Genomic DNA, 13897 nt, shown 5'->3' with positions numbered 1-13897 from the left:
GAGCATCCGTTAAGCTACTTTCTTCACCGTTGGCTGCAGTAACGGTTGAATCAGTTACTGTGAGCTCGCTCGACAACTGCTTACTCAAACCTTTTTTCAAAACTCAGGATCCCAATTCACGACCATGCGGCCATCTTCGAGGCTGATTTCAACAATTACATCATCGGGTAAGAAAGGTAACAGCCGCTCACGCTTATCGATTGCGTCGTTATCACCGCGCACCACCATGACATCGTTTGCGCCGGTTTCAAACAGGTAACTGACCTGCCCTAACCGCTCGCCTGACTGAGTGAAGACAGTTAAACCTTCAAGCTCATGCCAGTAATACTCATCATCGGAAAGCGTAGGCAGTGCTTCTTTCGGCATCAGAATGTCCGTTTGCGCCAGCGCTTCGGCTGCCGTTCGGTCATCAACACCTTTTAGCTGCACCACAAGACCCTTGCCTTGCCGACGCCCCTGAATCACGGTCATGCGCGTAAGGGATTCCCCTCGGCGCACCCACCATTCTGGGTATTCCATGATGCTGTCTATGGGATTGGTGTAGGAGTAGACCTTAAGCCAACCTTTAATCCCGTGAGGGCTAGTTAGCTTACCAAGCACCACATGTGCGTCGTCTGTATGGCTAGTTTCAAAACGCGTCATCGACGACCGCTCCAACAAATTACAACGACAACATCACCTACTATCACTTACTAACAGTCACGCATTAACAGACTTAAGCCTGTTTACGCGCTTCTTTAACCAGCTCAGCAACACGACCAGACAACTGGGCGCCTTGGCTCTGCCAGTGAGTAACACGCTCAAGATCAACGCGCAGACGCTCTTCTTGACCACGGGCAACCGGGTTGAAGAAGCCGATACGCTCGATGAAACGGCCGTCACGGGCGTTGCGCGAATCAGTAACAGTCAGGTGATAAAAGGGACGCTTTTTGGCGCCACCACGTGCCAAACGAATGGTAACCATACGATAACTATCCTTCGGTTGAGGTTACGAGAGTGTGGAATAGCGCAGATCGCTAACAGAACACTCGTCATACTATTTTCTCGGCACTGCAGACTAAAATCAGTGATTTGCTGCGTACCATCAGGTTCTTCACTGGCAGATGGTAAGGCGATGCTCGCGCATTTTTGCCAACACCCACGCATGAAGAGGCCGCATTCTACGCAAATGCGCTCTGCTTGGAAAGCCTGACAGCCAGAAAACTCTTAAGCCGTCAACCTTGCCAAGCACGTTACAACGTTACCAACAATGGCTTAACGCCAGGGAAGACCGCCCGGGCCACCCATACCGCCCATGCCCCCCGCCCCGCCAGGACCACCCGGCCCGCCGCCGCCCATCATGCCCGACATGCCGCGCATCATTTTCTGCATCCCGCCTTTTTTGCCTGCTTTTTTCATCATTTTCTGCATCTGCTTATGCTGTTTTAGCAGGCGATTCAGGTCAGGTACTTGCAGGCCAGCACCCGCTGCAATACGGCGCTTGCGCGAGCCATTGATAATATCGGGCTTGCGGCGCTCTTTGGGTGTCATTGAGTTAATCAACGCTTCCAGCTTGCCAAGCTCTTTTTCCGGACCAGGGCCTTGTGCCATTTCAGCCATTTGCCCCATGCCTGGTAGCTTGCCAAGCAGGCCACCCATGCCACCCATTTTCTTGAGCTGCTGTAACTGATCACGAAAATCTTCCAGATCAAAGCCATCGCCCTTCTTGACCTTACTGGCCAGCTTAGCGGCTTTTTCTTTATCCACCGTGCGTTCGGCTTCTTCGATCAGCGACAGCATGTCGCCCATACCCAGAATCCGTGATGCCACACGGTCCGGGTGGAACGGCTCAAGGGCATCGACTTTCTCACCAACCCCCATGAACTTAATGGGCTTACCAGTGATATGGCGTACCGAAAGTGCCGCACCACCACGGGCATCACCGTCAGCCTTGGTGAGAATCACCCCGGTCAGCGGTAGTGCATCGTGAAATGCCTTCGCCGTGTTCACCGCATCCTGGCCGGTCATGGCATCGACCACAAACAGCGTTTCTTCCGGTGAAATAGCCTTATGCAGTGCCTGAATTTCGGCCATCATCGCTTCATCGATGGCCAGCCGCCCAGCGGTATCGACTAATACGACATCATGGAACTGAATTTTGGCGTGTTTGATTGCCGCTGTGGCAATATCCACCGGTTTCTGATCGGAACGGGACGGAAAGAAATCAACCTGAACTTCTTTTGCCAACGTCTCTAGCTGATCAATCGCCGCCGGACGATAAACGTCGGCAGAGACCACCAGCACTTTTTTCTTTTCGCGCTCGCGCAGGTAGCGCGCTAGTTTGGCAACAGAAGTGGTTTTACCCGCCCCCTGAAGGCCAGCCATCAACACGACAGCAGGCGAGCCTTTTAGGGATAAGCCTTCATTGGCTTCGCCCATAATCGCTTCCAGCTCTTGCTGGACGATTTTAACGAATTGCTGGCCTGGCGAAAGGCTCTTCGAGACTTCCTGGCCAACAGCGCGTTCACGAACACGTTCAATAAATGCCTTCACCACCGGCAAGGCAACATCGGCCTCTAGTAGTGCTTTACGCACTTCGCGTAGGGTGTCTTTAATGTTGTCGTCAGTTAGCCGCGCTTGGCCTTTGATCGACTTCAACGTCTGGGAAAGACGCTCACTCAGATTCTGAAACATGGGGCCTCTGCCTCCGTCGTTGTCGCCAGGCGGTCACACCGGACGAATGTTTAATCGATTATACGCGCTCGCCGCGCGAGTCTCCATGGTCGTCAACGTTGGTTATCGATGGCTGTGCGACGCCGCCATGATTGGTTATAGTAGGCGAACTGTTCTAGCTTGAACGATTTAGCACCGCTGACTTTCACAGCGTTGATTCGATGACACTGGATTCAACAACGCGCTGCAAGGCGCACGGATAGCATCATGCAGGCGCTCCCTTTCGCCACGATCGCTTTTATACTTTATGTCGCCGCTGCCATCTGGCAGGGCATGACTTTATTTCGTCGCGTACCACCACGCCAGGGCATGGTGCGTTTGCTAGGTGCGCTTGGGCTTTTATTGCATATCCCAGTGGTTGTGGAGCTTGTTAGCTCAGCACCAGGGCTGCTACCTGGCTTCACTACCAGCGCAACGCTTCTGATGGCAGTTGCCGTCAACGTTGTGCTCGTCGCCAGTCTGTTTAAGCCGGTGCTCAACGCTGGCATCGTGCTATTCCCTCTCGCAGGTATCGCGCTTATTTTTGCTACCTGGTTACCGAGCCAGGGCAGTCAAAGCGGCTTAACCCCCGGCATTCTACTGCATGCCGTCAGTTCTGCGTTGGCCTTTGCCGTCTTGGCGATTGCAGCAATTCAAGCGGTTCTTGTTGGCCTGCAGAACCAAGCACTGCGTCATCACCATATTCGTGGCATTGTGCAATCGCTACCACCGCTGACCACCATGGAAAGAGTGCTGTTTGAACTGGTATGGTCGGGCATCCTGTTGCTGACACTATCAATCATCAGCGGACTAATCTTCCTCGACAATATGTTCGCTCAGCATTTGGTCCATAAAACGGTACTCTCGCTGGGGGCGTGGATTATTTTTACCACGCTCTTAGTGGGTAGATATCGCTTTGGCTGGCGCGGCATGCGCGCTGTACGCTGGACGCTAGGCGGATGCGCCCTGCTACTGCTTGCTTATTTCGGCAGCAAGTTTGTACTGGAAATTTTGCTAAATCGCTAAGCACATGCACAAAGCGTTATCAGCACTGACCTACTTGGCTTTGATATCAGTGGTCTTGACAGACCACTCCCATACTTCTACAAATCGAGCCTAATACGCCATAAAGGAACTTTCGACTTGAGCGACGACTTCCCTCTGGGGTTACTGTTCGGCCTGCTAGCCATTCTGATATTGCTGTCTGCCTTTTTCTCCAGTTCTGAAACAGGCATGATGTCGATAAACCGCTATCGACTAAGCCATCAAGCGAACAGCGGTGATCGCCGCGCCAAGCGTGTCATGCGCCTCTTAACGCGCCCTGATCGATTGATTGGCGTCATCCTAATTGGCAATAATTTCGTAAATAATTTAGCCGCCTCGATTGCTACCATCATCGCCATTCACTTCTTTGGTGACGTCTCAGGCCCGGCTATTTCTACTGCGCTACTGACGATTACGATTCTTATTTTTGCCGAAGTCACACCTAAAACCTACGCGGCTATCAAGCCTGAGCGGATCGCTTACCCTACTTCTTTGGGGCTCGAGCCACTGCTCAAACTACTTTACCCATTGGTATGGCTAGTCAACGTTATCTCAAATGGCTTGTTGCGACTGATGGGGGTTAAAAGTGTTGAGAACGGCGGCGACAGCTTAACCCGCGATGAGCTACGCACTGTCGTTCACGAAGCAGGCACTCTGATTCCCTATCGGCACCGCGCCATGCTGCTGTCGATTCTTGACCTGGAGAATGTCACGGTTAACGACATCATGGTGCCTCGACACGAAGTTCTTGGCATCGATCTTGACGACACGCTAGAAGACATTCTGACCCAGATTCGCCCCAGCCAACATACTCGCCTACCGGTGTATAAAGGCGATATCAACAATATTATAGGCATGCTGCACCTACGCAACGCGGCGCGCTTTTTATCGCGTAGCGAAGTCACTAAAGCAGCAATTGTCCAAGAAGCGCGGGAACCGTATTTCATTCCAGAATCCACACCGCTACATACACAACTGCTGAACTTCCAAAAACAGAAGCGCCGCATTGGCATTGTGGTTGATGAGTACGGCGATGTAGAAGGCTTGGTAACGCTAGAGGATATCCTTGAGGAAATTGTCGGAGAGTTCACCACCGACGTTTCAGAGGATGAAGAAATTCATCGACAAGATGATGGCAGCCATGTAATTGAGGGCACGGCCAACATTCGTGAGATCAACAAAATGCTTGGCTGGCAATTGCCCACTGACGGCCCTAAAACCCTAAATGGCTTAATTCTCGAGCATTTAGAAGCGTTCCCGGAAGGCCCTGCCTCTTTGCAGATAGGCAATACGCGGATGGAGATTTTAGAAATCCGCGACAACTTAATTACCTCTGCACGCTGCTGGCAAAAGCCGCGCATTACACGCCGCTAACGTAGACGATCTAACGGTGGGTGATCTCGCTATCGCCCGCCGCCTTGAGCGCCCTCACACGGGCCTCTAAATAGCGACGCAGCGCAACATCTTCCACCTCATGAACCAATACCGGCGGCCCGAAGTGCAAGCTGACCGGCGCACGAAAACGCGATGGCCACTTTTTGAGTGCCTTGCCGCCGTAGTGCGATGTCCAAGACCCCCAAAGCCCTGCTAAGCCAGCCGGGATTACCGGCACGTTATCGCGGGCAAGAATAGTTTCGAGCCCGCGCCTAAACGCATGGATATCGCCATCTGGGGTGATACGCCCTTCAGGAAACACCATCACGACATCACCTTCGCGAAGCGCGTGACTCACCTCATCCAGCGTTCGACGCAACGCCCCCGGGCTATGTCGTTCAGACTCAATCGGAATCGCGCCCACTAGCTGGAACCACCACTTTAGCCAGCGAGATTCAAAGATGGGCTGATCCATTACAAACCGCAGTGGCCTGGGGCTACCGCCGCCCAACACCAATGCATCCATAAAGCTGACGTGATTACAGACTACCAGTGCAGCACCGCGCTTGGGTACGTTCTCTTGGCCATGCACAGAGAACCGATAACACACGCGCATAACGACATAGATAACACGACGCAGTGAGCAGCGAACCATTTTTAACCCCCACGTCACGTCGCCGCCTCCCGGTGGCGCAACCCAGCCAGCACAGTGCTCATTAGCTGATCCAGCAGTTCATCTACCTTTAACTGCTGACCTTGCCAATAGCCTAGGCGCTCGTTTAATCCAAGCTGTACCAAACCGTGGACACTCCCCCAGAGGGTACGCCCAAGACGTCGCGCCTCAAGATCATCCAATGCTGGCTGATACTGTTTCAACGACGTTTCCACCTGAGTAAACAGTGCTTCAATAAGGTCACTCTGGCGCTGATCCAACTCACCTTCTTGAGCCAGGGGGTAGTCAAACAGCAACTGCCAGCGGTAGCAGCCTTGCTCGGCGAAACGCCAATAAGCAAGCGCTAGCGAGCGCAGCCATGGTTCAGGATCATCTTCTGCCAGGCTAGTAATGGTATGCTGTAAGCGTGCCAGCGTTTCGACGTTGACGTGCTGTAATAAGTTATTAAACCTGCCATATAATTTAAGCAGCGTACTTGGCGCGCAGCCCACTTCTCTGGCCAGGGCACGCAGTGACAAACCATGGACTGGCTGCTTAGCCAACCACTCATCACAAGCGTGCATGACCTGCGCATGGAGGGCATCGGGCGCATGCTGTCTAGGACGGGCCATGGCGATCTCTTAAGGTCAACGGCAAACAGGAAGAATGCCTCATCGCGCTTTAGCGTGAGCAAGGGATACGCTAGGATACCTTACATCGAACACTGTTTTCGACACTAAAACACGACATTTAACCTATTGTTGCGTTCCCCCGCCATTTTGCACGCTCACCACCCCCCATTTAGCATAAGGAGACAGGCATGACGGGACGCCTTCACGTGCAGCGCCTCACGCTATCACGCCTTGTGCCCTCGCTGACTGATTCTGAACCTCTTATCGAATCGCCTAACTTAGCGCCCAGACAGCCTGTATCGGCAATACGCCTTGAACAGGGACGCTTGCGGCTTCAGCCATTATTTTGGGGACTAACGCCTCCTTGGCTGAAAATACTCGACCACGCACCCCATTGCGCCAGAGCAGAAACGCTTAACCAACGCGCCATGTTTAACGAGGCGTTTAGTGCTCGCCGCTGCGTCATTCCAGTCAGCGGATTTTATATCTGGAAAGTACAAGCACACAGTAAGCAACCCTATTTAGTTACCCACGTTAACCGAGGGCCACTACTACTGGGCGCGCTATGGTGCCGTTACCACACAACGCTCACGGCGTTCACTGACTCGACGGCGCTGATCAGCGTGTCAGCCAACGCCTGCCTTTCTTCACTTACTGATCGTTTACCCGTTGTCATCCCCCCTGAGGCGCTAACGCGCTGGCTGGACCCGACGACCGATCTTGAAGCACTCAATGCGCTATTAATGCCTGCGCCATTGGAACTGTTGGGCGCTTTTCCGGTATCAAAACATGTTAATAATCCTGCCTATCAGTCATCGTCCTGCGCCCACCCGGTGGGGCCGATGCTGCGTTGGGCTGTGCCATAGGAACCGTAATGTTGCGATCTAATGAACCTCTGCCTAACCGCTACGCTGCACGAAAGGCCGTCATCGGCGTCGTGATTGGCGTCGCTTGGTGCACTCCTTTTTTCGCCTTCGCTCAAGACACCCCTGTAAAGGACACCATCACGCCTATCGTCAGCCCATTTGACGATCGCGATTACCGCGTACTGACGCTGGAAAACGGCCTTCAAGCGCTGCTTGTTAGCGACCCAGAGGCCGATAAAGCCGCCGCCTCAATGAACGTCCGCGTAGGCAGCGCCCAAGACCCTGACGACCTGCAGGGGTTAGCCCATTTTTTAGAACATATGCTGTTTTTAGGCACCGAGCCGTACCCTCAGTCCGATGCCTATCAGCGCTATATTTCTGATAATGCAGGCTCCCACAACGCCTTTACCGCCCAGCAAGATACTAACTATTTTTTTGATATTGAGCCTTCGGCTTTGCCGGGCGCGCTGGATCGCTTTAGCGAATTCTTTCTTTCACCGCTGTTTAACGCCGATCATTTAGAAAGCGAGCGGAATATTGTTCACTCTGAGTACATGGCGCGCATTCGTGATGAATCCCGCCGTGAAAACGATGTGTTGAATCAGCTACTAAACCCTGACAATGCCACCACGGGCTTTGCCGTAGGCAGCCGTGACACCCTCGCAAACCCACCCGAGGGTGAAGCTACTCTCCGCGATCGAGTGATTGATTTTTATCATCGCTACTATGATGCCAACGTTATGAACTTGGCCATTGTTGCCCCCCAGCCGCTTGATACCCTTGAAGCACTGGTAGTAGAACGCTTTGCCCCCCTTCCAGATAATGGCCTAAGCGTTCCGACCATAGACGCGCCACTGATCGATCCAGACACGCTGCCCCGCTACATTGAGCGCCAGTCATTACAGGATCGCCGTCAACTACGTTTCTACTTTCCGATTCCCGACCCCACCGATGAATACCGTACGAAGCCGACCCAATTGATTTCTCACCTGATTGGCGATGAAGGCGACGGCAGCTTGCTGGCAGCGCTACGCAAAGCGGGTCTTGCGGATGCACTTTCAGCCGGCGTAGGCCGAGGAGACGGCAATGAGGCGCTGTTTACCATCTCGATTAGCTTAACGCCAGCCGGAGCAGAGCGGCTGGACGATATTGAGGCCACTCTATTTGCTGCCATTGAGCAGATGCGCGAGGAAGGGTTAGCTGAGTGGCGCTACGAGGAACAAAAAAACCTGAATGAACAGGCGTTCCGTTTTCAGCAACATGGCGCACCGCAGCAGGAAGCTACCCACTTAGCCATGAGCCTTTCTCGTTATCCGGTGGATGATGTGCAGTATGCGCCTTACCGGATGGATGGTATGGATAGCGAGCGTCAGCAACTGTATCTCGACGCACTAACCCCAGATAACATGCTGCGCTTCTACTCTGCACCGGACGTAGAAAGCGACACCGTCTCACCCTGGTTCAACACCCAGTGGAAAGAGCAACCACCCGCTCAGCCAGGTCAAGCACTAGGCGGCCTAGCGCTACCTGAGCCCAACCCCTTTATCGCCAGTGACCTTACTCTCAAAGCGGGGCAAGACGAGCGCCCTGAGACGTTGATTGATGCGCCTTCGTTTACCGCATGGCACATGCAAGACAGCCGTTTTAATACGCCAAGCGTTGAGTGGCGGGTAAGCCTCCAGCACCCCAGCGCCAGCTATTCGCCTGAAGAAGCGGTACTCACACGCCTCTTAGCGGGATGGCTAAATGACAGTCTAAACGAGTCGTTATATCCAGCCTGGTTGGCTGGCCAATCGTTCAGCGCCTATGCTCATGGGCGTGGCATAACGCTGTCGTTTTCAGGCTGGCGTGATGGACAAACGCCACTGATAGAGCAGGCGATTGAGCAGCTTAAGTACGCCGACATTTCCCCCAGCGCCTTTGAGCGTGTGCGCTATCAATTCCAGCGCGAGTGGCGCAATGCCCCTCAAGCGTCGCTTTATGGCCAAGCAAGCCGCGCACTAGGCGAAGCGCTGTTGACGCCCCAGTGGTCAACCACTGAATTACTTGACGCCAGTCAGCGGTTAGAGCGCCACCACTTGGAAAACTTCCGCAAACGGTTTTTAGATGCGCTTTACATCGACGCGATGGCCGTTGGTAATTTGGATCAAGAACTGGCTCGTGAGCAGGCCAGTTTAATACGCGGAGCGTTATCGCCGCGCCTCACACGTGAGGATATTCCAGCGCTTGAACCGCTACAGGTGAGCAATCAGCCTGAGGTGCTTCACCCGCACAGTACCCGCGAAGAGTCTCTTGTGCTGCGTTATTTACAGGGTCGCGACAAATCCACTGAAGAGCAGGCGCGCCTCAGCGTATTGGCTCAATGGTTGGATACGCCCTTTTATCAGCAACTACGTACCGAGGAGCAGCTTGGTTACATCGTTAATGCGGGTTACTCACCGCTGCTAGAAGCGCCGGGAATTGCCTTGGTGGTTCAATCGCCGGATGTTGAAAGCGGTATGATAGCCGAGCGCATGGACGCTTTTATGGCGACAGCAGGCGAGCGCCTGAATACGTTAACCGAGGAGGAGCTAGCGCCGCATCGTCAAGCCGTTCATTCTCGTTTGACCCAACGAGACACAAGCCTACAGGGCATGGTAAACCGCTACTGGCAAGCCACAGCGCTGGAGGACGTGCACTTTGATCGCCGCGAACAACTCGCCAAACTAGCGCTGGATGTTAGCGTACAAGAACTGCAGGCACTGTGGCCTACTCTTCAATCACACCAGTTAGATATTCGCTACAACCCTGGCGACTCACAAAGTGATATCGCCCCCTACCGAGAAGCACGCGTGCCGTTTACCGACGCACGCTAAGTGCTAATTTGCGAAACGAATTAGCTTAACTAAGTACTGATTTAGCTAAACCCACCAGCTCAGGCATCAAATGCCTGGGCTGGCATCATCGCCTCGACATACATCACCAACTCTTCTAACACTTGGCGCTCGCGATCCGACAGGATCTGCTGATTATAACGCTCTATTTCTCGCGCAAATGCCTTCAGCGTAAAGCCTGACAAGGCCGGATCATTAATGCGCATCCAACGAAACGCTTCCCACTGCTCCCGCTCCTCTCCCTCAAGCGTGTCTGGGTAACTGCGCGCACGGTAGCGAAACAACATTTCCTCCAAGCGGGGGTCTTGGAAGGCAAAGCGCTGACCGACTAAATCCCAGGGATCCATTGCCAATGCACGCTCCATTTGCTGGCGATCAGCCGCAGAGAAAAAGCTGCCAGAATAGAGCATTAAGTCAGGGTCTTGAGGCACGTCTTCGTAGGCAGCGTTAAACCCCTCGGCTACTTTTTGCGCCACGCCGTTAGCCTCTCGCAACGTTTTCCAATGGCCGCGACAGGCATCAATATCAATCGTTAACCGCTCAACAATCGTGCCATATTCGCCTTTACGCGGGCCATCCACATCTTTTAATGCCGTCGCCGGAAAGATTACCGGGCAGCGATTAATATGGATCACTTTCAGCGGTATACGCACTTCTCCCTCAGAAAGATCCTGCTGACTGACGAAGACACGCTCTCGGATTTGCTCAGCGCTCATGGCCAGCAGATCACTAGGATCAACGCTTAAATCGTAGACAATAACGCCATTAGGATTCGTCGGATGCTCAGCCAGTGGCATTACTAATGCACTACAGCCACGGCTGGCAGGGTAACGACGAGAGATATGCAAAAGCGGTTTAGCGCTGGGCAAGTCTAACTGCTTGGCCACTGCACGCTTGCCACGCATGCCCAGTAAATAGTCGAATAATTTTGGGTTTCGGGCTTTTAACAACCGAGCCAGCGCAATGGTGGCACGTACATCAGCCACTGCATCATGAGCGCCTTCATGGGCAATGCCATTGCCCGCCGTTAAGTGTTCAAGTTTGAAGCTAGGCGCACCATCTTCTCGTTGCGGCCACTCAATACCGTCGGGGCGCAAGGCGTAAAACGCGCGCACAACATCAATCAAGTCCCAACGGGAATTGCCGTTTTGCCATTCACGGGAATAGGGGTCAAGCAGGTTGCGGTAAAACAAGTGGCGAGAGATTTCATCATCAAAGCGAAGGCTGTTATAGCCCACCACGCAGGTACCTGGCTCACTCATAAAGCCTTGAACTTGGCGGGCAAACTCCCCCTCAGGCAAGCCTTTCCGCTGCGCTTTTTGCGGTGTAATACCCGTAATCAAGCAGGCAGCTGGGTGCGGCAGGTAATCATCGGCAGGTTTGCAGTAAAGCTCTATCGGCTCACCGATTTCATTAAGCTCGGCGTCAGTGCGTAATGCGGCAAACTGAGCGGGCCGATCGCGACGCGGATCAGCACCAAATGTCTCATAGTCATGCCAGAGAAAACTGACAGGGGCAGCATTAGGTGGCGCCATTGATGAAATCTCCTTGAGCGTAGCTTCCCACCCACAAGCTAACAATTCACTTGCCGAGGTGGTTACAAAAGCCCAAGCCTAGCATAACCGCAACGCCTCTCGCCGCCCCTCTCAGCGAATAGCCATGCTTAACGAATGGCCATGCTGCTTCAGTGTGGAGACGTCAGCTTTTCGGCAGCGTAACGTTTAGCTCCAACACTGAGCAATTGTCTTCGCTATCAAGCGAAATTTGAATGGCATCATCATCGACCTGTACATAACGACGAATGACTTCCAACAGTTCGCGCTCGAGCAACGGCATATAATCTGGCTGACCGCGTTGGCCGCGCTGATGCGCCACGATAATTTGCAAACGCTCCTTAGCCACCGAGGCGGATTTCTTGCGCTCACGCTTCAAGAACTCCAGCAATTTCATCGCCGACCACCCCCGAACATACGGTTCAACAATCCCTTACGCTGTACTTCATGGAAGCGCAGAGGCATATCTTCACCTAACAGGCGCGATACAGTATCTGAATACGCCTGACCTGCATCGCTCGCTGCATCGTGAGTAACAGGAACGCCTTGGTTAGATGCACGTAGCACCGCTTCGGATTCAGGGATGAGGCCAAGCAGATCAATAGACAAGATTTCACGAATGTCATCCAGGGTCAGCATATCCCCAGACGTTACGCGAGAAGGGTTATAGCGCGTAATCAGCAAATGCTCTTTAACCGGATCCAGGCTTTGTTCAGCGCGCCGCGTCTTGGAACCAAGTAGCCCCAAAATGCGGTCAGAGTCACGCACTGAGGAAACTTCAGGATTCGTGACAACAATCGCCTCATCAGCGAAGTACATAGCGAGCTGGGCACCTCGCTCAATGCCTGCGGGGGAGTCACACAAGATAAAATCAAAATCTTGTTTGAGCTGCTCGAGTATTCGCTCTACGCCTTCCTGCGTTAGTGCATCTTTATCACGCGTTTGAGAGGCTGGGAGAATAAATAGGGTTTCAACGCGTTTATCGCGAATCAGCGCCTGATTAAGCCCTGCTTCCCCTTGGATAACGTTTACCAAGTCATAAACAACGCGGCGCTCACAGCCCATGATCAAGTCGAGGTTACGTAGACCAACATCGAAATCAATGACGACTGTTTTTTTACCACGCAGGGCGAGGCCTGTTGAAATGGCGGCAGCGCTAGTGGTCTTACCAACCCCCCCTTTACCGGAGGTCACTACAATAATTTTGGCCAAGAGTTACTTCCTTCTTGAAGTCGTTCATCGCGAGCGCGTTTACAGGGTCGCACCGCGCATAACGGGAACATCAATGTCAACAACATGACACACTGTAACGTATAGCGCTTGCGACGTCGCTAGGCATTAAACACCAATACACGCTCATGCGTTTGAATTATCCCAGCGGCTTAATTTCCAGCTGCTCTTGAGCGAAATGCACCTCTGTAGCGCGACCAAGCAACTGAGAATCAATATCTTCTAAGCGTTTGTAATTCCCTGCCACGGAGAGAAGCTCTGCTTCTAATTCCCGACAGTAAATACCCGCCTGAGTATTTCCATGAATACCCGCTAACGCTCGTCCACGGAGTGCTCCGTATACATGGATACTACCGGCCGCCAACACTTCAGCGCCCGCATTTACTGCCCCAATCACCACTAGATCGCCTTCTGATGCGCTCACCTGTTGGCCAGAGCGAACCGTACCGCGAAATAAGCGTGTTGCCACCGCCACCACTTCCTGCTCGGCAGGTTCCACCTCCTCTATGGCGTCATCAGAGATCGCGGCAGGACCAACGCTCTCTAACAGCCTAGTCCGCCCTTCTTCAACAGGCGCAACCCAGCCTAGCCCTAATGCCCAGGCAGATTGGCGTACAGGTTCAGCTCCGCCACGTACGGCTACCGGGAATAATTTATGATCGCGACAGACCGCGCAAATGCGCTCAAGCGCCAAGTGAGGTTCATCGAGTTTTTCCACGCTCAGCACAACCGGTGTATGCTGAAAGAACGCGGGGGATTGCGACAACTTGCCAGCTAGCTGACTTCGTATATGTTCCGGGTCAGCGCTGCTCAATTCCATGACGGTCATTGGCAGCATGCCACCTTTGAAGGTGAAGGCAATGTCGGCACTATTGGCGTTGAGGCTCATGGCCGAACTCCATGTCATGTTCAGGTAAGATAAAGGTAACGCAATCTCGCGCCGGGTGTTGTGAAGAAGTATTAATCATCACAGTACCTACAG

13 protein-coding genes are annotated in these 13897 nt (G+C 53.2%); 4 read left to right on the top strand and 9 right to left on the bottom strand.

Translation table 11 applies throughout. The features are described from left to right. Positions 1 to 96: 96 nt before the first annotated feature. The 3 genes from rimM to ffh form a co-directional block, all read right to left on the bottom strand. Positions 97 to 642: a ribosome maturation factor RimM gene (gene rimM, locus REH51_RS11335; RefSeq protein WP_009724082.1), complete on the bottom strand. Its 546-nt coding sequence runs from the start codon at positions 640 to 642 to the stop codon at positions 97 to 99. Positions 643 to 715: 73 nt separating this feature from the next. Further along, positions 716 to 964: a 30S ribosomal protein S16 gene (rpsP, locus tag REH51_RS11330; RefSeq protein ID WP_009724081.1), complete on the bottom strand. Its 249-nt coding sequence runs from the start codon at positions 962 to 964 to the stop codon at positions 716 to 718. A gap of 290 nt (positions 965 to 1254) precedes the next feature. Beyond that, complete coding sequence (ffh, locus tag REH51_RS11325) at positions 1255 to 2673, bottom strand: signal recognition particle protein (protein ID WP_498935777.1); 1419 nt, start codon at positions 2671 to 2673, stop codon at positions 1255 to 1257. A 246-nt stretch (positions 2674 to 2919) separates the two neighbouring features. Here ffh and REH51_RS11320 point away from each other — a divergent pair, with 246 nt between their 5' ends. Beyond that, positions 2920 to 3717: a cytochrome C assembly family protein gene (locus REH51_RS11320; RefSeq protein ID WP_009724079.1), complete on the top strand. Its 798-nt coding sequence runs from the start codon at positions 2920 to 2922 to the stop codon at positions 3715 to 3717. Between the two features lie 117 nt (positions 3718 to 3834). After that, complete coding sequence (locus REH51_RS11315) at positions 3835 to 5109, top strand: HlyC/CorC family transporter (RefSeq protein ID WP_498935775.1); 1275 nt, start codon at positions 3835 to 3837, stop codon at positions 5107 to 5109. Between the two features lie 10 nt (positions 5110 to 5119). Here REH51_RS11315 and REH51_RS11310 read toward each other — a convergent pair whose 3' ends face one another. Then, entirely contained in the window at positions 5120 to 5782 is a 663-nt protein-coding gene (locus tag REH51_RS11310) for a 1-acyl-sn-glycerol-3-phosphate acyltransferase (protein WP_498935773.1), read from the bottom strand. Continuing rightward, on the bottom strand, positions 5779 to 6393 hold the full coding sequence (locus REH51_RS11305) for a TetR/AcrR family transcriptional regulator (protein ID WP_498935772.1): 615 nt from the start codon (positions 6391 to 6393) through the stop codon (positions 5779 to 5781). The genes REH51_RS11310 and REH51_RS11305 overlap by 4 nt, the downstream gene beginning before the upstream one ends. Before the next feature lie 188 nt (positions 6394 to 6581). Here REH51_RS11305 and REH51_RS11300 point away from each other — a divergent pair, with 188 nt between their 5' ends. Together REH51_RS11300 and REH51_RS11295 are read left to right on the top strand one after the other, a co-directional pair. Then, the gene (locus REH51_RS11300; protein WP_009724074.1) at positions 6582 to 7259 is read left to right on the top strand and encodes an SOS response-associated peptidase; all 678 of its coding nucleotides are present in this window, start codon (positions 6582 to 6584) and stop codon (positions 7257 to 7259) included. Positions 7260 to 7267: 8 nt separating this feature from the next. Further along, complete coding sequence (locus REH51_RS11295) at positions 7268 to 10114, top strand: insulinase family protein (RefSeq protein ID WP_009724073.1); 2847 nt, start codon at positions 7268 to 7270, stop codon at positions 10112 to 10114. Between the two features lie 59 nt (positions 10115 to 10173). On the opposite strand, the gene sbcB is transcribed toward REH51_RS11295, so the two are convergent. The 4 genes from sbcB to minC all read right to left on the bottom strand — a co-directional run bounded on the left by sbcB (position 10174) and on the right by minC (position 13804). Beyond that, the gene (sbcB, locus tag REH51_RS11290) at positions 10174 to 11667 is read right to left on the bottom strand and encodes an exodeoxyribonuclease I (protein WP_498935770.1); all 1494 of its coding nucleotides are present in this window, start codon (positions 11665 to 11667) and stop codon (positions 10174 to 10176) included. 163 nt (positions 11668 to 11830) lie between these two features. Further along, complete coding sequence (minE, locus tag REH51_RS11285; protein ID WP_009724071.1) at positions 11831 to 12082, bottom strand: cell division topological specificity factor MinE; 252 nt, start codon at positions 12080 to 12082, stop codon at positions 11831 to 11833. Then, on the bottom strand, positions 12079 to 12897 hold the full coding sequence (minD, locus tag REH51_RS11280) for a septum site-determining protein MinD (protein ID WP_498935768.1): 819 nt from the start codon (positions 12895 to 12897) through the stop codon (positions 12079 to 12081). Before minD ends, minE begins: the two co-directional genes overlap by 4 nt. 157 nt (positions 12898 to 13054) lie before the next feature. Beyond that, positions 13055 to 13804 (bottom strand): septum site-determining protein MinC, encoded by a 750-nt coding sequence (minC, locus tag REH51_RS11275; RefSeq protein WP_498935766.1) that lies wholly within the window; start codon positions 13802 to 13804, stop codon positions 13055 to 13057. Positions 13805 to 13897: the final 93 nt, after the last annotated feature.

It is taken from the genome of Halomonas bluephagenesis (assembly GCF_054790765.1).
This window is presented reverse-complemented; position numbering and strand designations above follow the sequence as displayed.